17 protein-coding genes are annotated in these 19548 nt (G+C 70.2%); 10 read left to right on the forward strand and 7 right to left on the reverse strand.

Annotation, left to right across the window (positions count from 1 at the left end; genetic code table 11):
* Window positions 1-75 precede the first annotated feature (75 nt).
* The 6 genes from AFR_RS14640 (at window position 76) to AFR_RS14665 (ending at window position 6736) form a co-directional block, all read left to right on the forward strand.
* Window positions 76-2730 (forward strand): helix-turn-helix transcriptional regulator, encoded by a 2655-nt coding sequence (locus AFR_RS14640; RefSeq protein WP_023361251.1) that lies wholly within the window; start codon window positions 76-78, stop codon window positions 2728-2730.
* 55 nt (window positions 2731-2785) lie between these two features.
* Window positions 2786-3499, forward strand: coding sequence for an alpha/beta fold hydrolase (locus AFR_RS14645; RefSeq protein ID WP_023361252.1), 714 nt, complete (start codon window positions 2786-2788; stop codon window positions 3497-3499).
* The gene (locus tag AFR_RS14650; protein ID WP_023361253.1) at window positions 3496-4341 is read left to right on the forward strand and encodes an alpha/beta hydrolase; all 846 of its coding nucleotides are present in this window, start codon (window positions 3496-3498) and stop codon (window positions 4339-4341) included. The genes AFR_RS14645 and AFR_RS14650 overlap by 4 nt, the downstream gene beginning before the upstream one ends.
* On the forward strand, window positions 4338-5153 hold the full coding sequence (locus tag AFR_RS14655; protein WP_023361254.1) for an alpha/beta hydrolase: 816 nt from the start codon (window positions 4338-4340) through the stop codon (window positions 5151-5153). The genes AFR_RS14650 and AFR_RS14655 overlap by 4 nt, the downstream gene beginning before the upstream one ends.
* Before the next feature lie 139 nt (window positions 5154-5292).
* The gene (locus AFR_RS14660; RefSeq protein ID WP_023361255.1) at window positions 5293-5922 is read left to right on the forward strand and encodes an FMN-dependent NADH-azoreductase; all 630 of its coding nucleotides are present in this window, start codon (window positions 5293-5295) and stop codon (window positions 5920-5922) included.
* 280 nt (window positions 5923-6202) lie between these two features.
* Window positions 6203-6736 carry a MarR family winged helix-turn-helix transcriptional regulator gene (locus AFR_RS14665; protein ID WP_023361256.1) on the forward strand — a complete coding sequence of 178 codons (534 nt, stop codon included), beginning with the start codon at window positions 6203-6205 and terminating at the stop codon, window positions 6734-6736.
* Window positions 6737-6748: 12 nt separating this feature from the next.
* On the opposite strand, the gene AFR_RS14670 is transcribed toward AFR_RS14665, so the two are convergent.
* Window positions 6749-7627 (reverse strand): AraC family transcriptional regulator, encoded by an 879-nt coding sequence (locus tag AFR_RS14670; RefSeq protein ID WP_023361257.1) that lies wholly within the window; start codon window positions 7625-7627, stop codon window positions 6749-6751.
* 81 nt (window positions 7628-7708) lie between these two features.
* Here AFR_RS14670 and AFR_RS14675 point away from each other — a divergent pair, with 81 nt between their 5' ends.
* Window positions 7709-8752: an acyl-CoA dehydrogenase family protein gene (locus AFR_RS14675; protein ID WP_023361258.1), complete on the forward strand. Its 1044-nt coding sequence runs from the start codon at window positions 7709-7711 to the stop codon at window positions 8750-8752.
* A 62-nt stretch (window positions 8753-8814) separates the two neighbouring features.
* Here AFR_RS14675 and AFR_RS14680 read toward each other — a convergent pair whose 3' ends face one another.
* The 5 genes from AFR_RS14680 to AFR_RS14700 all read right to left on the reverse strand — a co-directional run bounded on the left by AFR_RS14680 (window position 8815) and on the right by AFR_RS14700 (window position 14620).
* Window positions 8815-9921 carry an ABC transporter ATP-binding protein gene (locus tag AFR_RS14680; protein WP_023361259.1) on the reverse strand — a complete coding sequence of 369 codons (1107 nt, stop codon included), beginning with the start codon at window positions 9919-9921 and terminating at the stop codon, window positions 8815-8817.
* Window positions 9918-10901: an ABC transporter ATP-binding protein gene (locus tag AFR_RS14685; RefSeq protein ID WP_041840869.1), complete on the reverse strand. Its 984-nt coding sequence runs from the start codon at window positions 10899-10901 to the stop codon at window positions 9918-9920. Before AFR_RS14685 ends, AFR_RS14680 begins: the two co-directional genes overlap by 4 nt.
* A 5-nt stretch (window positions 10902-10906) precedes the next feature.
* The gene (locus AFR_RS14690; protein WP_023361261.1) at window positions 10907-11860 is read right to left on the reverse strand and encodes an ABC transporter permease; all 954 of its coding nucleotides are present in this window, start codon (window positions 11858-11860) and stop codon (window positions 10907-10909) included.
* Window positions 11857-12864 (reverse strand): ABC transporter permease, encoded by a 1008-nt coding sequence (locus AFR_RS14695; protein ID WP_023361262.1) that lies wholly within the window; start codon window positions 12862-12864, stop codon window positions 11857-11859. Before AFR_RS14695 ends, AFR_RS14690 begins: the two co-directional genes overlap by 4 nt.
* An 82-nt stretch (window positions 12865-12946) precedes the next feature.
* Window positions 12947-14620 (reverse strand): ABC transporter substrate-binding protein, encoded by a 1674-nt coding sequence (locus AFR_RS14700; RefSeq protein ID WP_338012109.1) that lies wholly within the window; start codon window positions 14618-14620, stop codon window positions 12947-12949.
* Between the two features lie 215 nt (window positions 14621-14835).
* On the opposite strand from AFR_RS14700, the gene AFR_RS14705 reads away from it, so the two are divergent.
* On the forward strand, window positions 14836-16611 hold the full coding sequence (locus tag AFR_RS14705; protein WP_023361264.1) for an AMP-dependent synthetase/ligase: 1776 nt from the start codon (window positions 14836-14838) through the stop codon (window positions 16609-16611).
* A 67-nt stretch (window positions 16612-16678) separates the two neighbouring features.
* A complete protein-coding gene (locus AFR_RS14710) occupies window positions 16679-17284 on the forward strand; it encodes a DUF4291 domain-containing protein (protein WP_023361265.1) in 606 nt (201 codons plus the stop codon).
* Window positions 17285-17296: 12 nt separating this feature from the next.
* Here AFR_RS14710 and AFR_RS43620 read toward each other — a convergent pair whose 3' ends face one another.
* Window positions 17297-17935: a DUF998 domain-containing protein gene (locus tag AFR_RS43620; protein WP_052359391.1), complete on the reverse strand. Its 639-nt coding sequence runs from the start codon at window positions 17933-17935 to the stop codon at window positions 17297-17299.
* A 213-nt stretch (window positions 17936-18148) separates the two neighbouring features.
* Here AFR_RS43620 and chrA point away from each other — a divergent pair, with 213 nt between their 5' ends.
* Window positions 18149-19510, forward strand: coding sequence for a chromate efflux transporter (chrA, locus tag AFR_RS14720; protein ID WP_023361267.1), 1362 nt, complete (start codon window positions 18149-18151; stop codon window positions 19508-19510).
* Window positions 19511-19548: the final 38 nt, after the last annotated feature.

The raw sequence follows: 19548 nt of genomic DNA on the forward strand, positions 1-19548 counted from the left end.
CACAACTGTTTTCCGAGCGTGCGTGGCTGTCCACCAGGCTGTCGCAGCACCCTGCCGATAGACCAGGGTGGTCGCATGACGGCGATCATCGGGCGTGACGCGCAGATCGGTACGCTCACCGCACTGCTGGACGATGCGGTCGGCGGGCAGGGCCGGGCGCTCGTGGTGCGCGGTGAGGCCGGGATCGGCAAGTCCGCGCTGTTGCAGCTGGCGGCCGGGCTGGCCGGAGGGCGTGGCATCCGGGTGCTGTCCGCGTCGGGGGTGCAGGCCGAGGTGCACATCCCGTTCGCCGGTCTCTCCCAGCTGGTACGCCCCCTGCCGCTGGATCTCGAGTCGCCCTTCCGTACCGCCGTCGAGCTGCTGGAACGGCTCAGCTCGGACGCGGAGCCGGTGCTGCTGGCCGTCGAGGACGCGCACTGGCTGGACCGGGCCAGCTGGGATGTCCTGACCTTCCTGGCCCGCCGGATCGAGTCGGACCGGATCGCCGTGATCATGACCGCCCGTGACGGTGTGGACGTCGACCAACGGCTGGCCGGCGCTGGGCTCCCGGAGCTGCGGCTCGAACCCCTGTCCGCCGCCGACGCGGGCGCTCTGCTCGACCGGACGGCACCCGGGCTCGCCGCGGCCCTGCGTACGCGGGTGCTCGACGAAGCCGCCGGCAATCCGCTGGGGGTGGTCGAGCTCGGTGCTGTGGCCGCTCGCTCCGGGGGAGCCGCCCTGCTGCCGTCCTGGTTGCCGCTGAGCACCCGGGTCGAGCGGACCTTCGCCGGTCTGGTCGCCGAGTTGCCGGAGCCGACCCGGACCCTGCTGCTCGTCGCCGCGCTGGACGACGGCGACGACCTCGACGAGGTGCTCGCCGCGGCCGGCCGCAGCGTCGGCCGGGTGATCCTGGCCGACGACGTGCAACCTGCGGTCGTGACGCGGCTGGTCACGGTGGACGATCTCTATCGGATCCGGTTCCGGCATCCGCTGCTGCGCTCGGCGCTGCGTCAGTCGGCGGGTGCGGCCCAGCGCCGCCGCGTGCACGACGCCCTGGCGGCGGTCGTGGCGGATCCCGACCGGCAGCTCTGGCATCGGGCGGCCGCTGCGGCCGGACCGGACCAGGCGCTGGCCGACGAACTGGCCGCGCTGGCCGTCCGGGTCCGCGACCAGCAGGCGGTGGCGGCGGCGCTCGCCGCGATGGAACGCGCTGCCCAGCTCAGTGAGGATCCCGAAGCACGGGGGAGGCGGTTGATGCTGGCTGCCTATCTGGCCCACGACCAGGGTGATGCCGAAGGGGTGCGCCGGCTCTCCACCGAGATCGACGATCGGCAGCTGCGGCCCGGCGACCGGGCCCGGCTGGCCTGGCTGCGGGAGGTCTACCTCGCCTCGGGCTGGACCGGTGGGCGGCAGCTGCGCGGTTACGCCGATCTGATCGACACCATGCGCCGCGACGGCGATGCGGGGGCAGCAGTCGACTCGTTGGCCTCAGTCGCGCTGCGGATCTTCTACTCCGCGATCGACGACGAGACACGGGACCGGTTCCTGGCGGTGGCGGACGCCATCGAGACCCCGGCGCGCGACCCCCGGATCATCGCCGCGCTGGCCACCATTGCACCGGTCGACCGGGGAGCGGCCTGCCTCGGCCCGATGGCCGCCCTGCTGACCCGGCTGGACCTGACGACGGCCGAGCGCCACGACCTGGCCGTCGGCTCCTCGGCGATGGGCGCCTACGAGATCTCCACCGCCTTCGCCCGGTCGGCGGTGCCCGACCTGCGGGCACAGGGCCGCATCGGCAGCCTGGCGATGCTCCTGGTCAACCTGTCGTTCGTGACCGCGGGCACCGGTGACACCCGTGCCGCCGTTCAGGCCGGGGAGGAAGGGGTGAGTCTCGCGCAGGAGACCGGGCAGCCGTCCTGGGCGCTCACGGGCCGCCTGTGCGTCGGGCTGGCCGACGCGCTGCGCGGCAACGGCGACGCCGCACTGGTGGCGGCCGACCTGGGCGAGAGTGTGCTGCTGCCCGCCAAGATGCACCCGATGCTGTGCCTGGTCCAGCAGATCCGCGGAGTGCAGGCGCTGGCGGCGGGGCGCCCCGAGGACGCCTACCGGCAGCTCCACCGGATGTTCGATCCCGGCGACATCACCTATCACCCGTACGTGCGGTTCGGCATGGTCGGGCACCTGGCCGAGGCGGCCGTGCTCAGCGGTGCCCAGGACGAGCTGCGTGGCGTGGTGGCGGAGCTGGAGCCGGTCGCCGAGCGGAGCCTGGCCCCGTCGCTGATCGCGGGTCTCTGTTACGCCCGGGCGGTGCTGGCCGACGACGCCGACGGCTATCGGGCGGCGCTGGCGACCGACCTGAGCGCCTGGCCGCTGGAGCAGGCCCGGCTGCAGCTGGCCCACGGCACCTGGCTGCGCCGGCAGCGGCAGGCCGCCGAGTCCCGGCCGGTGCTGCGCGCCGCCGCGGCCAGTTTCGACGCGCTCGGAGTCACGCCGTGGGCCGACCGGGCGCGTGCCGAGCTGCGGGCCACCGGTGAGACCCGGCGCAAGCCACTGGACGCGATCGACGAGCTGACACCGCAGGAACGGCACATCGCCCGGCTCGCCGCCGAAGGGCTGAGCAACCGGGAGATCGCCGAGCGGCTGTTCCTCTCGCCGCGGACGGTCAGCACCCATCTCTACCGGATCTATCCCAAGGTGGGCGTCAAGTCCCGTGGCGAGCTGGCCGCGTTTCTGACCGAACGGCCGCTCTGACACCTACGTCATCCGACGTACGCAAGCACGTCCCCACCACTCCTACCTTGAACGGGTGACCAGCAGACGTACCCGCAACGGCAGCACACCGACCGTGCTGCTGGTGCACGACGCGTTCAGCGACACCGGTGTCTGGGCCGGCACCGTCCGGGCCGGACGCGGGCTGCGCACCGAGATCGTCGCGGTGCCGAACCCGTTGCGGGGCCTCGCGTCCGACGCCGCCTATCTGGCGTCGGCAGTGGCCGAGTACGACGCTCCGGTGCTGCTGGTGGGGCACGGGTACGGGGGAGCGGTCGTCTCGGTCGCCGCCGTGTCAGCCGCCAACGTCGTCGGTGTCGTCTACCTGGCCGCGTTCCTGCCCGACCGCACCAGAGCCATCGTGGACATCCTGCGCGACGCCGCCGCTCATCGGTTCCTCGCGGCGCTGCGGCCGTACCGGAGCGGCTCGGAGACGGAGCTTTATCTCGACCGCCGTGACTATCCCGCGGTGCTCGCCGCCGATCTCGATCCTGCGGACGCGGCCGTGGCCGCGGCGTTGCAACGGCCTGTCCGCGCCTCCGCTTTCGAGGAACGGCCGGTGGAGGTCGCGTCGGTGCCGTCCTGGTACCTGATCGCCTCCGCCGACCGTGTCCTGGACGTGCCGACCCAGCGGTCGCTGGCGGCCGGGTCGATCAGCACCGAGGTCGACGCGTCCCATTCCCTCCCCCTGTCCCGCCCTGTCGCGGTTGCCGAGCTGCTCGGCACCGCACTGTCGCAAGGAGTCCGATGACCGACCATCTCACCGCATCCGTCGATCAACAGGTGGCCGCGGCCAACGCGTCCGGGAAGCGGCCCGTCGTGTTCATCCACGGCCTGTGGCTGCTGCCGTCGAGCTGGGACCGGTGGGCCGCCGTGTTCGCCGAGGCCGGCTACGCCCCCGTCTCCCCCGGCTGGCCGGACGACCCGGAGACTGTCGAGGAAGCCAACGCCCACCCGGAGGTGTTCGCCGGCAAGAGCGTCGGCGACGTCGCCGACCACTACTCCGAGGTCATCTCCCGGCTGGACCGCAAGCCGGCCGTCCTCGGTCACTCGTTCGGCGGCCTGCTCACCATGATCATTGCTGGTCGCGGGCAGTCCGCCGCGTCGGTGGCGATCGACTCGGCGCCGTTCCGCGGTGTTCTCCCGCTGCCCTTCTCCGCCCTGAAGGCCTCGTCACCGGTTCTCGGCAACCCGCTGAACCGGCACCGGGCCATCCCGCTGACCTACGACCAGTTCCGGTTCGCGTTTGCCAGTGCGGTCACCGAGGACGAGGCGCAGCAGCTCTACAAGGAGTTCGCGGTGCCCGCGTCCGGCGAGCCGCTCTTCCAGGCGGCCGCGGCCAACCTCAACCCGTGGACCGAGGCCAAGGCCGACTACCGGAACCCGGACCGCGGGCCGCTGCTGATCATCGAGGGCATCGGGGACAACACGTCGCCGCCGGCGATCAACCGGGCTGCCTACAAGCTGCAGTCGGACAACGCCGGCACCACCGAGATCGCGTCGCTGGACAACCGTGGCCACTCCCTGACCATCGACAGCGGCTGGCGCGAGGTCTGCGACACCGCCCTTTCCTTCATCCGGAGGTTCGCGTGAGACGCAAACTGTTCGCCGGCCTGGCGGCCCTGACCCTCGCGGTGGGCGTCTCGCTCACCGTTGCCACCCAGGCCGAGGCCCATCGGACCAAGCCGACCATCGTGTTCGTCCACGGCGCGTTCGCGGACGCGTCCGGTTTCGGCGCCAGCATCAAGGCGCTGCAGAAGCTCGGCTACCCGGTGATGGCACCGGCCAACCCGCTGCGCGGTCTCGCCGGTGACTCCGCGTACGTAAAATCCGTGATCAGCCAGATCCCGGGTCCGATCGTCCTGGTCGGTCACTCGTACGGCGGCGCGGTCATCACCAACGCGGCCACGGGGAACCCCAATGTGAAGTCGCTGGTCTACATCGCCGCGTACGCGCTGGACGAGGGTGAGGCCGTGTTCCAGGCCAACAGCCTCGGCGGTGGCCACTCCGACCTGCTGGAGAACGTCGAGTACCGAACCTTCCCAGGGGCGGGACCGTTGCCTCCGGAGGCCGGTGGCGGTGTCGACGCGGATGCATACATCAAGCAGTCGTCGTTCCGCCAGATCTTCGCCGCGGACGTGCCCGCCTCGGAGGCGGCGCTGATGGCCGCTGCCCAGCGGCCGGCGGCGGTCAGCTCGCTGCTCTACCCGTCCGGGCCGCCGGCGTGGAAGTCCGTGCCCTCCTGGTACCTGGTGGCGAAGGACGACAAGGCGATTCCGCCGGAGGCCGAGCGGTTCATGGCCAGGCGCGCCAAGGCCCACACGATCGAGATCAGCAGCTCGCACGCCGCGATGGTGAGCAACCCGAAGGCCGTCACCGGCCTCGTTCTCGCCGCCGCGAAGTAAGGGGGTAGCAGGTCTGCCCGGGTCCGATTCCGACCCGGGCGGGCGGCTTCCTGGTGACCGTGGTCACTTACCTTGAACATTCAAGCTCGCGGTGTCACAGTTACCTTGAATGTTCAAGCTGCGACCTCGGGAGCTAGCCATGTCCGTCCTTCGAATCGACGCCAGCATCCAGGGAGACCGTTCCGCCAGCAGTGCGCTGGCCGACACCGCCGAGGCGGAATGGCTGGCGGCCCGCCCGCAGGCAACGTTCGTGCGCCGTCACCTCGGCGCCGAGCCGCTGCCCTCCGATGCCTGGGCCCAGGCGGCATTCGGCAATTTCACGCCGGAGGACCAGCGCACCGAGAGCCAGCGCGAGGCGATCGCGCTGGCTCGGAAGCTGGCTGGTGAGCTGCGGGATTCCGACGGAGCGATCCTCGCTCTGCCGCTGTACAACTGGGGTGTCTCGCAGCACGTCAAGATCTGGATCGACCTGGTCATGGCCGGTGGTGTGCACAGCGAGCGCCTGCTCGACGGCAAGCCGACCATCCTGGTCACCTCGCGCGGCGGCGGTTACGGCCCGGGCACCCCGCGGGAGGGCTGGGACCACAACACCGGTTTCCTCCGCCACGTGATCGCGGACGTGTGGGGTGCGGACCTGACCGTGGTCGAGCAGGAGCTGACCCTGGCCGCGGTCACGCCGGCGATGGCCGAGCTGCTCGAGACCGCCGAGAACCTGCAGCGGACCGCGCACGAGGCTGCCGCTCAGGCCGGCCGCAAACTCGCCGTCTGACCGGCCGGCCCACCGCCCGGCGGGCGAACCGCCTGCCGGGCCGGCCCCCGAAAGACGCGGCTGGGCCGGCGTCCAGGAAGACAGGGCCGGCGTTCAAGAAAGATGCGGCTGGGCCTGCGTCCAGGAAGACAGGGTCGGGCCGGCGTTCAAGAAGACGCGGCCGGGACGGCGTCCAGGAAGACAGGGCCGGGCCGGCGCCCGGGAAGACAGCCCCGGTCTCAAGATCGGCGGGTGCCATACTGGCGGTATTGGTCACCAGAGCGCCGAAGAGGTCCAGGACGTGCAGGACGAGCAGGTACCGTGGCTGAGCTCCCAGGAGACCGCTGCCTGGGTCTACACGGTCGGCGTGATGATGGCGCTCCCGGCAGCGATCGACGCACAGCTCAAGCGGGACGCCGGCATCAACTTCTTCGAGTATTCGATCCTGGTGACTCTGGAACGCGCACCCGACCGGACCGCGCAGATGACCACCCTGGCCTTCCTGACGGGTGGTTCCTTGTCCCGGCTCTCGCACGCCGTCGGGCGTCTGGAGAAGCAGGGCTGGGTCTACCGCAAAGGTAAGACGCGCGGCATCGAGGCGGTCCTGACGGATGCCGGTCTGGCTCACCTGGTCTCGGCGGCCCCCGGGCACGTCCGCGAGGTCCGCCGGGTTTTCCTCGACACCCTGAGCCCCGAGCAGGTGGGCCAGCTGAAACAGATCTTCGGTCAGATCCTGAACGTCGCGGCACCGTCCACAGCAGCCCTGCTGAAGCAGTTCCTCGACCAGGCCGAGCACCAGGCCGAGCACCAGGCCGAGCACCAGGCCGAGCACTAGCCGAGGACAGGGTCACGCAGCGCGGAAACGTCCCGGTGAGACGTTGTACCGGCGGCGGAAGGCGGCCGCGAACGCGAACTCCGTCGAATAGCCGACCTTCCGGGCGATCCCGGCCAGCGGTACGTCGGAGCGGCGCAGCAATCCCGCACCCATGTCGAGGCGCCAATTGATCAGGTACGCCATCGGTGACGTGCCCACCGAGGCGGTGAAGCGACGGTTGAACGCCGTGCGCGACATCCCGGCCACCTCGCTGAGCTCCTGCACGGTCCATTTGTGTTCCGGACGGGTGTGGATCTCGTGCAGCGCGTCGGCTATGCCGGGGTCGGTGTTCGGGGGCCAGCCGGCGAGGCGGCCGTGCTCCTGCAGGTGACGCAGGATGTGCACGAGCATGAGGTCGATCAGGGCCGACCGGCCGGCGCCGGTGCCCGGTCCCGGCTCGGTGTAATCGGAGTGCAGCATCTCCACGAGGGCCTGCAGCTGCGGGTGGCGCTCGTAGTCAGGGGTGAACGTGACGACTTCCGGGAGGTGCCGGAGGAAGCCGGGGACCTTGCCGAACTCCAGCGGATAGCCGCCGCAGAGGAATTCGAACTCGACGGGTGCCGGCGGTGGCGGCACGTCGGCCAGCACGATCGGTGGCAGCTCCGCGAGGGCGCGCGGTGACCGCGCGAGACCGAACTCGGCACCGGAGGCCGTGAAGACGACATCGCCCGGCCGGATCGCGACCGGGGGTGCTGACTGCGTGATGAGCCAGCCCTCGCCGGACAGCATGACGTGGAACCCGAGCACGGGGAACTTCGGGAAGCGCACACCGTAGGCGTTGGCTTCGGCGACCCGGCGACCGTTGGCGCGGCCGATCCGCGCACTGCTGATCGTCGCCGTGATCATGTCCATTCGTCACATGCTAACCGGAAGCGTATTTTTCCGGTCCGGACGAACATGGCTGCGGGCCGGGTCCGGTGCTTCGGTTGACTCATGATCGACATTTTGGCCGCGAACGCGGAGAAGACCGAAGCGCAGGAGCGGCCCACCGCGGAGAGTCTGCAGGCCGCGCGGGCTGCGGGGGCCTTTGCCCTCGGGACACCTGCGGAGTACGGGGGCGCCGCCGCGAGCGCCACGGTCGCCGTGCGCACGCTCGCCGCTATGGGCCGGGCCTGCCCTTCCACGGCCTGGATCGCGGGTACCTGCCTGACCGGCAAGCTCCTGGTCGCCCGGGGCGCAAACTTCAGCGAGCCGGCGCGGCGGGAGTTCTTCGCCGACCCGGACGTCCTGATCTGCGGATCGGGTGTGCCGGGCGGCCGTGGTGTGGCCGGCCCGGACGGCGTCCGGGTCACCGGCCGCTGGCCCAACGTCTCCGGCTGCGAGGACGCGGCCTGGGCCGGCCTGGCGGTGATGGTCGACGGGACTTTCTCGTACGCACAGATCCCGCTGGCCGACCTGACCATCGACCGCACCTGGCAGATGGCCGGCATGCGCGGCACCGGTAGTCACACGGTTGTCGCCGACGACGTGCTGGTTCCCGCGGAGCTCATCCGGCCGCTGCAGCTCCCGCCCGACCCCGGCACCCTGCAGTTCTTCGGGCTCACTGTCCTGGGCCCAGTGGTGGGGGCGACGTTCGGCGCGCTCGACGTGATCACGGCGATGTTCGCCTCGGACCGCAAACCGTTCATGACGGCCTACTCCCGCATGGCTGAGTCGCCTGGTGCGCGGCACTGGCTGGCCGAGGCGACCACGCTGGCGCAGCGGGCCGAGCGCACGATGCTGTCCGTGGCCGCGGAGCTGGACGGCGGCGCGGAACTGACCCCTCTGGACGCCTCCCGGCTGCACTTGACCATGAGTGAGGCCGGTCGTGACTGTCGCGCCGCGGTCGAGCGGATGCTGGACCTGCACGGTTCGAGCGGCTTCCGGACGGCTCAGCCGCTGCAGCGTTTCTGGCGGGACGTGGCGGTGGGCAGCCGGCACCCGCACCTCAACCCCTACCTGGCGATGGAGGGCTACGGCACCGCCGTCGCCGGCTGATGCGCGTGTCCGCGATGACCCACCGGCAGCGGCGGGTCATCGCGGATCTTCTCCCGCAGCCGTTACGGCGCCGGCAGGTCGGTCCGGGTCTGGATGAGCTCGGCGCCGACAGCGGGTGCGGTGTCGGAGTCCGGCCGGACGAGCTCGGCGCGTACATCGTGCATCTCGAGCTCACCGCGAAGGATCTCCTCGGCGAAATGGCAGGCCACCCGCTGCCCGGTGTCGTCGAAGACGCGCAGCTCCGGTCGTTCCTCGGCGCAGCGCTGCTGCGACCAGGGGCAGCGGGTGCGGAAGCGGCACCCGCTCGGCGGTGCCGCCGGAGACGGCAGGTCGCCGGCCAGCAGGATCCGCTCGCGCCGGTCCTCCACCTGCGGGTCGGGGATGGGCACGGCCGAGAGCAGAGCCTTCGTGTACGGGTGCAGCGGCCGTTCGTAGAGCTGGTCGCCGTCCGCCTCCTCGACCAGTGATCCGAGGTACATCACGCCGATCGTGTCGGAGATGTGCCGGACGACCGCCAGGTCGTGCGCGATCACCAGGTAGGTCAGCCCGAGCGAGTCCTGCAGGTCGCCGAGCAGGTTGATCACCTGAGCCTGGATCGACACGTCGAGCGCGGACACCGGTTCGTCGGCGACGATCAGCTCGGGACCGAGGACCAGGGCGCGGGCGATGCCGATGCGCTGGCGCTGCCCGCCGGAGAACTCGTGCGGGTAATTGTTCAGCGCCGACGCGGGCAGACCGACCGAGTCCAGAGTGGACCTCAGTCGTCGCTGCACGTCGGCCTTGTCCTTGTGCAGGCCGTGTGCCTTGAGACCCTCGACGAGCAGGGACTCCACCGACTGCCGCGGGTCGAGGCTCGACATCGGGTCCTGGAAGACCATCTGGATACGCCGGCGGAACAGCCGCATCTTCTCGCCCTGGAGCGCGCGGACGTCCGTACCGTCGAAGGTGATCGTGCCGCTGGTCGGCTCGACCAGGCGCAGCAGGCCGCGGCCCAGCGTGGTCTTGCCGCACCCGGACTCGCCGACCAGGCCGTACGTCTCGCCCCGGCGGACCTTCAGCGACACACCGTCGACGGCGTACACGTGGCCGACCGTACGGTCGAAGAGCAGTCCGCTCTTGATCGGGAAGTGGACCTTGAGATCGTCGATCTCGAGAAGTGCGTCGCTCACGCCGGCACCTCCTGCGGTACGGGGTTGGTGCACCGCAGCGCGCCGCCGCGGTAGGTGGGTTCGAGGGGGACCGTGTCACCGATGCAGTCGTCGATCACCCGGTCGCAGCGGGGTGCGAAGGCGCAGCCCTCCGGCCAGGGGATGTTGTCGCTGACCGAGCCACGGATCTGGTGCAGCCGCCCACCCCGGTCGGCGTCGAGACGGGGCACGGACTGCAGCAGCCCGTGGGTGTACGGGTGCCGGGGCTCGGCGAACAGGTCGTGGCGTTCGGCCCGCTCGACCACCTTGCCGGCGTAGAGGACGTTGACCGTGTCGCAGAGCCCGGCCACCACCCCCAGGTCGTGAGTGATCATGACCAGGGCCGTGCCGGAGTCGTCGACCAGTTCCTTGAGCAGCGTGAGGATCTGCGCCTGGATGGTCACGTCCAGCGCCGTGGTCGGCTCGTCGGCGATCAGCAGGCGCGGCTTGCAGGCCAGGGCGATGGCGATCAGGGCCCGCTGCCGCATGCCACCGGAGAGCTGGTGCGGAAACTCCTTGAGCCGCCGCGCCGGGTCGGGGATGCCCACCGCGTCGAGCAGTCCCCGGGCTTCCCGCAGCGCCGCCTGCCGGGTCCGGCCCTGGTGGCGTTCGAGCACCTCGGCCACCTGGACGCCCAGCGGGATCACCGGGTTCAGCGAGGACAGCGGGTCCTGGAAGATCATGCCGATGTCCCGCCCGCGCCGGTCGCGCAGGTCCTGCGGACGCAGCTTGAGCAGGTCGGTGTCCTCGAAGCGGACCTCGCCGGTGACGGTGTTGCCACGGCGGGGGAGCAGGCCCATGATCGCCAGGCTGGTCACCGACTTGCCGCACCCGGACTCGCCGACCAGCCCGACCGTCTGGCCGGGTTCCACGGTGAAGCTGACGCCGTCCACCGCGGTGACGGGCCGGGTGCCCTTGCGCTGGAAGACGACCGACAGGTCACGAACGTCGAGCAATGGCATGACAGTCACCGCCGGTTCTTCGGGTCGAGGGCCTCGCGCATGCTCTCGCCGAGCAGGGTGAAGCCGAGGGCCACGGCGATGATCGCCAGGGCCGGGAAGTAGGCCAGCTCCGGGCGGACCTCGAAGTAACGGACGCCGTCCACACCGAGCATCAGGCCCCACTCGGCCCGGTTGATGTCCGGGTCCCCGAGACCCAGGAACGACAGTGCGGCCGCGTCCAGGATCGCCACCGCGAAGGTCAGGGTGGCCTGCACGATGACCGCGGTGAGCGAGTTCGGCAGCATGTGCCGCAGCACGATGTCCCGCCTCTTCACGCCCAGTGCGCGGGCCGCGAGCACATGGTCGCTCTCGCGCTGGGCCAGCATCGATCCTCGGAGCAGCCGGGCGAAGATGGGCACATTGACGACCGCGACCGCGATGATCACCGTCCACTGCGTGGACCGGCTGGCCAGGGCGACCAGGGTGATCGCCAGCAGCAGGCTGGGCAGGGCCAGCATCACGTCGGTGACACGCATGATCAGCACGTCCACCCAGCCGCCGACGGCGCCGGCGATCGCACCCAGCAGCACACCGAGCAGCAGGCCGATGAGCGTGGCGAGCACGCCGACGAAGAGCGTCTGCCGCGCGCCGTAGATCATCCGGGACGCGAAGTCGCGGCCCAGCGGGTCACTGCCGAGCGGATGTCCCGCGGTGGCGCCCGGGATCGAGTCGACGGTCAGGTCCCGGGTCAGCTCCGGGAACCGCTGCACCGGGTCGTGCGGCGCCACCAGCGGCGCGAAGATCGCGATGACCAGGAACAGCAGGATGATGGCCCCGCCGACGATCGCCGTGGGGTTGCGCAGCAGCCGGCGGCCGGCGTCGCGGATCAGGCTGACCCCGCCGGCTTCCGACGTACGGGCGGTCAGCTCCTCGATGCGGCGACGCTTGTGGTCGGCGAGTGTCGAGATCCCTCCGGTCACTGGACACGCACCCTCGGGTCGATGATCGCGTACGAGAGGTCGACCAGCAGGTTGACCACGATGAAGACGACGGCGGCGAGCAGGATCAGCGCCTGCAGCACCGGATAGTCCCGGCCGCCGCTGATCGAGTCGGTGATCAGCGTGCCCAGGCCGCCCCAGTTGTAGACCTTCTCGGTCAGCACCGCGCCGGCCAGCAGCGCACCGGTCTGCAGCCCGATGGTGGTGACCACCGGCAGCAGTGCGTTGCGCAGCACGTGCCGCTTGCGGATGGTGGCGTTGCGCAGGCCCTTGGCGTCCGCGGTGCGGATGTAGTCCTCGTCCAGCACGTCGAGCACGCTGGCCCGGGTGATCCGGATGATGATCGCCAGCGGGATCGTGGCCAGAGTGAAGGCGGGCAGCACCAGATGCCAGAGGGCGTCGGCCGAGGCGTCGAACTCCCGGGTGAGCAGTCCGTCCAGCACGAAGAAGCCGGTCACGTCGGTGTTGCCCAGCCCGGTGGTGATCCGGCCGGACGGCGGGAAGAAGTGGATGTCCTGGGTCAGCCAGTCCTTGAGCAGATAACCCAGGAAGAAGATCGGGATCGAGATGCCGATCAGGGTGACGATGATGGTCGCGTTGTCGAGCAACCGCCCGCGGTACCGGGCCGCGACGTAGCCCAGGGGGATGCCCAGCCCGATCGCGATGATGATCGCCGCGACGGCCAGCTCGATCGTCGCCGGGAACGACCGGCTGATCACGTCCATGACAGGCTCACCGGTACGGATGGAGTTGCCGAAGTTGCCGGTGACGACGTTCTTGAGGAAGCGGCCGTACTGCACCCAGATCGGCTGGTCGTAACCGAGGGCCCGGGTCAGCAGCTCGCGGGTCTGCGGGGTCGCGCGTTCGCCCAGCAACGCGTCGACGGGCCCGCCGGGCAGGCTGCGCAGCCAGAAGAAGACCAGGGTCATCAGCGCGATCAACGTGACGACCAGCTGGACCAGGCGGCGCAGGATGACTCTCACCATGAGGAATCCTTCGGGTGGTCGCGCCGAGCGGCCCGGACCTGAGGTCGGTCCGGGCCGCGGCGGTGCGGAGGTGCTGGGAGACCTACTTGGTGACCGAGACGGTGTTGAAGTCCTCGGCCGTCAGCGGGCTCGGCACCAGGCCCTGGACGTTCTTGGTGGCGACGATGGCCGGCGGGGCGTGCCAGAGCGGCACGGCCGGCAGCCACTTGGCGGCCAGATCCCGGTTGACCTGCTCGAACGCCGCCTTCTTGGCCGCCTGGTCGACGGTCGCGTCGGCCTTGCCGATGGCGGTGAACATGTCGGACATCGCCGCGTCACCGAACTCGACCTTGGCCCGGCCGAAGAACGTGCCGACGAAGTTGCCCGGGTCGTTGTAGTCGCCGGTCCAGCCCAGGATGTGCAGGTCCTGCTTGCCGAACTGCTGCACGTCGTCCTTGAAACCGCCGTTCCACGGCCGCGGGACACCGTTGACCTTGATGCCGACGGCCTGCAGGTCGTTCGCCAGCACGGTGAAGATCTCCTGCGGGTTCGGCATGTACGGCCGGGACACCTCGGTCGGGTAGTAGAAGTTCAGCGTCAGACCGGTCGCGCCCGCGTCGGCCAGCAGCTGCTTGGCCTTCTCGACGTTGTAGTCGTACTTCTGCACGTCCGGGGCGTACCCGGAAACTGTGTTCGGCATGAACTGGTCGGCCACGACTGCGCCGCCGGGGCCCTTGGTCTGCACCAGCTGGGCGCGGTTCAGCGCGTACGCGATGGCCTGACGGACCCGCAGGTCCCTGAGCTTCGGGTTCTTCTGGTTGATGCCCAGGTAGAGGATGTTGAACGCGGGCCGGTTGAGCACCTGGTAACCCTCGTCCGCCAGCGCCTTGCGGTCGGCCGGGGCGGGGAAGTCGATCGCCTGGACCGTACCGGCGCGCAGCTCCTGCTTGCGGGTGTTCTCGTCCTTGATGACCTTGATGATCATCTTGTCGACCTTGGCCTTGTCACCCCAGTAGTCGGGGTTCTTGTTCAGCGTGATCTCGCCGGTCGCCTTGTTCCAGCCACCGTAGGTGAACGCGCCGGTGCCGGTCGGGTGCTCGTTGGCGAAGGCGCTGTAGGAGAACGAGTCGCCGTTCTGCGTCACCGTGTCGGCGGCGTACTGCTTCATCGCCGCCGGGCTCGCGATCGAGAAGGCGGTGAGCGTGAACGCGCCCGGGAAAGCGCCCTTGTACTTCGTCATCGTCACGACCGCGGTGCCGGCGTCCTGCGCCTTGCAGTTGTCGTAGACGGCATCCGGGCTGCCGGCGAACCCACCGAAGACGTCGGTGTAGTAGATCATCTGCGACTGGGCGGCCTCGCCCTTCATGTTGTACCAGCGGTCGAAGTTCGCGCAGACCGCCGCGGCGTCCAGCGGGGTGCCGTCGTGGAACTTGACACCCTGGCGCAGCTTGAACGTCCAGATCTTGCCGGTGGGGTCGTTCTCCCAGCTCTCGGCCAGTCCACCGACGAGCTCGGCGGTGCCGGGCTTGTGGGTGACCAGGGTGTCGTACATCTGGCGGATCGGCCGGAACGACTCCCCGTCGTCGTTGAAGATCGGGTCGAAGTTCTTGGGGTCACCGGCACCCGCGAAGATGAAGGTGCCGGCGGCGGCACCCTTGTCACCACCGCTGTCGCGGTCGCTCTCCGCGCAGCCGGCGGCCCCGATCGTCAGAGCCGCGACAACACCGGCGGTGATGACCGTCCGGAGCCTTCCGGCCTGCATCCTTGCTGCACGCAACGTGCTCACCTCGTCCTATGGGTACGGACAAACGCGGTTGTCCTGTGGGTACGGACAAACGCGGTGACGACTGGTCACCGTTGGCGCGACACTAACCATTCATGGCGGCCACTTCGTGAGTTGGTATCGGATTGTGTCCTTTCCGGACTGTTGACCAGGTCGGGCCCCGATGATGTTGGTAGCCTGAACTCTCCGGCCGACGGAGGCGGGTCCAGATGGCACTGGAGATTCCGTACCGCTCGATTCCTGACATGTTCCTGCGGCGGGTCGCGGTTACGCCGGACCGGCAGGCGTTCGCCCGCCCGGCTGCCGACGACTCGCGGCCGGTCTGGTCGACCTGGGCGCAGGTCGGCGAGCGGGCCACCGCGATCGCGGCCGGTTTGCGCGGCCTGGGCGTCGAGGCCGAGGACCGGGTGGCCATCCTGGCCGGCACCCGCCTCGACTGGGTTCTCGCCGATCTCGGGGTGATGTGCGCCGGCGCCGCGACCACCACGGTCTACCCGACGACCGGGCCGGAGGACACCGCCTACATCCTCGGCGACTCCGGTTCGAGGGTGCTCATCGCCGAGGACCCGGCGCAGGCGGCGAAGCTCGCCGGCGCCACCCTGCCCGGGCTCACCCACGTCGTGCTGATGGACGGCACCGCCGACCCCGGGGCCACACCGCCGCAGCTGACCCTGGCCGAGCTCGAGGCGCGCGGCGTCGCGGCCCTGGCCGGCGAGCCGGACCTGATCAAGAACGTCGTCGCCGGCATCGGACCCGGCGATCTCGCCACGCTGATCTACACGTCCGGCACCACCGGCCGCCCCAAGGGTGTGGAGCTGCTGCATCGCGGCTGGTGCTGGGAGGCGGTGGCGCAGAGTGAGCTGGACCTGATGAAGCCCGACGACCTGCAATATCTGTGGCTGCCGCTGTCGCACTCGTTCGGCAAGTCGCTGCTGTGCGGCGTCATGCACGTCGGACTGCCGACCTATGTGGACGGCCGGGTCGACCGGCTGATCGACAACCTCGCCGTGGTCCGGCCGACGATCATGTGCGCGCCACCGCGGGTGTTCGAGAAGGTCTACAACAAGGTCGTCCTCACCGCGCAGCAGGCCGGCGGCGCCCGGGCCGCGATCTTCGCCTGGGCGGTGCGCACCGGCGGCAGACGCGGATCGCTGCGTTCCGCGATCGCCCACAGACTGGTGTTCGCCAAACTGCACGCGCGGCTCGGCGGGCGCATCCGCGTGCTGGTCGCCGGTGCGGCAGCCGTCTCCGTGCCGCTCGGTGAGTTCTTCGCCGCGGCCGGTCTGCCGATCAGCGAGGGCTACGGGCTCACCGAGACGAGCGCGGGCGTCTTCGTCAACCGCCCCGGCGCGGTCCGCATCGGCACCTGCGGCACGGCGCTGGGTGACGTGGAGTGCCGCATCGACGCCGACGGTGAGATCCTGCTGCGTGGCGCACCGGTGATGCGCGGCTACCACAACCTTCCCGAGGAGACGGCGGCTGCTTTCACCGAGGACGGCTTCTTCCGTACGGGTGACATCGGCGAACTGTCCGCGGACGGCTACCTGAGGATCACCGATCGGAAGAAGGACCTGGTCAAGACGTCCAGCGGCAAGTACGTAGCTCCGTCGTACCTGGAGGGGACGTTCAAGGCCCTGTGCCCGTACGCGTCGCAGGCGGTTGTTGTCGGTCAGAACCGTAACTACTGCACGATGCTCGTCTCGCTCGACCCCGACGCCGTTGCCACCTGGACCGCCGGTGGGCCGCTGGAGGGCCGGCCGTACGCCGAGATCGCCGCCTCGGAGCAGGCCCGCACCCTGGTCGGCGGTTATGTCGAGCAGCTCAACACGAAGCTCAACCGCTGGGAGACGATCAAGAAGTTCGCCGTCCTGCCCCGCGACCTGAGCATCGAGGGCGGTGAGCTCACACCGTCGCTGAAGATCAAGCGGCGCACCACCGAGGCGAACTTCGCGGCCGAGATCGACAAGATGTACGAGGGCGCCTGACACCGGTCGAGTGGTGTTCGGGCGAAAACGGCCACGCGGGCGTCCCCGGCGCACGATCATCAGAACTGTGCTGCAGCAGGTTCCGGTACGCCAGGTGCGTGCCGTCTACACGCCTGAGACGATCACCGTGTACCAGGCCTACCCGCCGGCGGTCGCGCTGGCCGCGGCCAAGGCCGGCGCTTTTGTGCCGCCCTTCAAACGCGACCGGATGACGTGGCTCAAACCGTCGTTCCTGTGGATGATGTTCCGTTCGCAGTGGGCCGCGCCGGACACCCAGGAGCGCGTGCTCGCGGTCGAGATGACCCGGGAAGGCTTCGAATGGGCGCTGGCCCACTCCTGCCTCGCCCAGTACGACCACACGTTCTTCCCCGACCGTGAGCAGTGGGCCGCCACCCTGAGCCGCAGCCCGGTCCGCGTGCAGTGGGAGCACGAGCGCTCGATCGAGCTCAAGCCGCTGCCGCACCGGGCCCTGCGGGTCGGCCTCGGCGTGGAGACGATCGACCGCTACGTCCAGGACTGGACGGTCGGCATCACCGACGTCACCCACCAGGCGCGCCGCATGGGTGAACTGGTCCGCAAGGGTGACTTCTTCCGGGCCGAGCGGATGCTCCCGGACGAGCGCCCGTACCCGCTCCCGGCACCCCTCGCCGCGGCCCTGCACATCTCCACCTGATCCCCGGCGGCATCACCCCGCCCTGGTCGCGGGGGCGATCCGGCTTGCTGCGACAGCCGCGCAGGCCAGCCAGCCGACGTACGACCAGAGCATGGTCCGCTCGAGCAGTCCGACCAGGGTGGCGTACGGTCCGATCCCGAGTTCCGGGCCGCCCATGACGTCCACCAGGGCGACCAGGAACGCGGCGTAGCCGGCCACCGTCGCGGCGGCTGTCACCGCGAGCAGGGCACGCCATCGGCGCCAGGGCGGGTCGCGCCACCAGGCCCGGGTGAGCAGGGTCGCGGCGATCGGGAGCACCAGGAACGCGGTCAGCGCGGCGATCCCGTGCACCGTGTCGGCCGCGCTCCGGTCGTCCCAGCGTTCCGGGGGATCGGCGGGCACCATCCCGGCGATGATCATGCCGGTGGCCCACACGCCGAGGAGCCACCGGACGGCGCGGCGACCTCCGGACCGGGCGCCGATCGGACCGATCATGGCCGCCGACGCCAGCCCGGCGCCGATCGCGGCCAGGCTGAGGAGCCAGCCGGACCGGCCGCCGACGAAGTTGCTGGCCGGCACCTCGACCCAGGACCACTGCGGGTTCGCCAGGTCCAGAGCCGCGATCGCGGCGGGAGCGGCCAGAAGGCCGGTGAGCACGCGGGAAAGGTTCATGTGGCGAAGCTAGGACGAGGCAGCGGTGCCGGACGTCGTCCTTACGCAGTGTCTGTCACCGACTCCCCGCGATGACACACCTACACCCGTCGGCGTATTTCTCCGGCCGGAATCGTGTCATGTAACCATGGTCCCGGCCGGCGAACGCGACGGTGTCGTCGTGGGGTAGCCGGCCCGGGGTGGGGTAACGCAGCGCGCTGCTCGGGAGGGCGAATGACCGGCACCCTGCACGATGACGTCGTGCCGCTGCGGCGGGCCGTCAAGGTGTGGTTCCTGATCTCGCTGCAGACGTTCGGGGGGCCGGCGGGCCAGATCGCGGTCATGCAGCGTCATCTCGTCGACGATCGCCGCTGGATCGGCCAGAAGCGTTTCCTGCACGCCCTGAACTACTGCATGCTGCTGCCCGGCCCGGAGGCCCAGCAGTTGGCGATCTACATCGGCTGGCTGCTCAACGGTCTGCGTGGTGGTCTGATCGCCGGGACCCTGTTCGTGATTCCGGGTGTCGTGGCCCTGCTCGGGTTGTCGATCGTCTACGTCGCCTTCGGGGACACCACCGTGGTCACCGGCATCTTCGCCGGTCTGGCTCCGGCGGTCGTCGCGATCGTCGCCCAGGCCGTGTGGCGCGTGGGCAACCGTGCGCTGACCGACCGGGTGCTGCTCGGCCCGGCGGTGGCCGCGTTCGTGGCGCTGGCCGCGTTCGCCGTGCCCTTCCCGGTGGTGATCCTCGTGGCCGGAGGGATCGGCTGGGCCCTGCGGCGGCGGGCGGCCAGGACGGGTGACGGCCCGGCCGCCCCTGACGACGGGCCACCGCCGCTGATCTCCGATGATGCGCTGCACCAGGACCGGCCGTCGAAACGGCGCGCGTCGACCATTCTCGGTGCCGGGCTGGTCGTGTGGTTCCTGCCGATCGCCGCCGTCGCGGCGCTGACCGGCGGGAACAGCGTCTACACCCAGCAGGGGCTCTTTTTCTCCGGTACGGCCGTGGTGACGTTCGGCGGCGCGTACGCAGTCCTGGCCTTCGTGGCTCAGCGCGCCGTCGAGCACTACGGCTGGCTCAGCGCCGGTGACATGGTCCGTGGCCTGGCTCTGGCCGAGTCGACGCCCGGTCCTCTGATCATGGTCGTGCAGTTCGTGGCGTTCCTCGGCGCCTATCACGATCCCGGACCGCTGAACCCCTGGACCGCCGGTGTGGTCGCTTCGCTGCTGACCACCTGGGTGACCTTCGTGCCGTGCTTCCTGTTCATCCTGCTCGGCGCACCGTACGTCGAGCGGCTGCGCGGCAATCAGAGCCTCTCCGCCGCCCTGACCGGCATCACGGCGGCCGTGGTCGGTGTCATCGCGCAGCTCGGCCTCTACTTCGCCGTGCACGCCCTGTTCGAGCGGACCCGTACCGTCACCGGAGGGCCGCTGCACCTGCAGCTGCCCGACTTCGCTTCGGTGCGTCCCATACCGGTGGTTATTGCGGTCATCGCCGCAGCTCTGATCTTCCGGTGGAAATGGCCGGTGCTGCGGGTGCTCGGCGTCAGCGCCCTGCTCGGCCTGATCGCCGGCCTGACCGGCCTGCCGGGCGTGTGAGCCCAGGACCAGCCGGCCGGTTCAGGTCCTGGGCTCAG

The organism is Amorphoplanes friuliensis DSM 7358 (genome assembly GCF_000494755.1).
Taxonomy (GTDB): domain Bacteria; phylum Actinomycetota; class Actinomycetes; order Mycobacteriales; family Micromonosporaceae; genus Actinoplanes; species Actinoplanes friuliensis.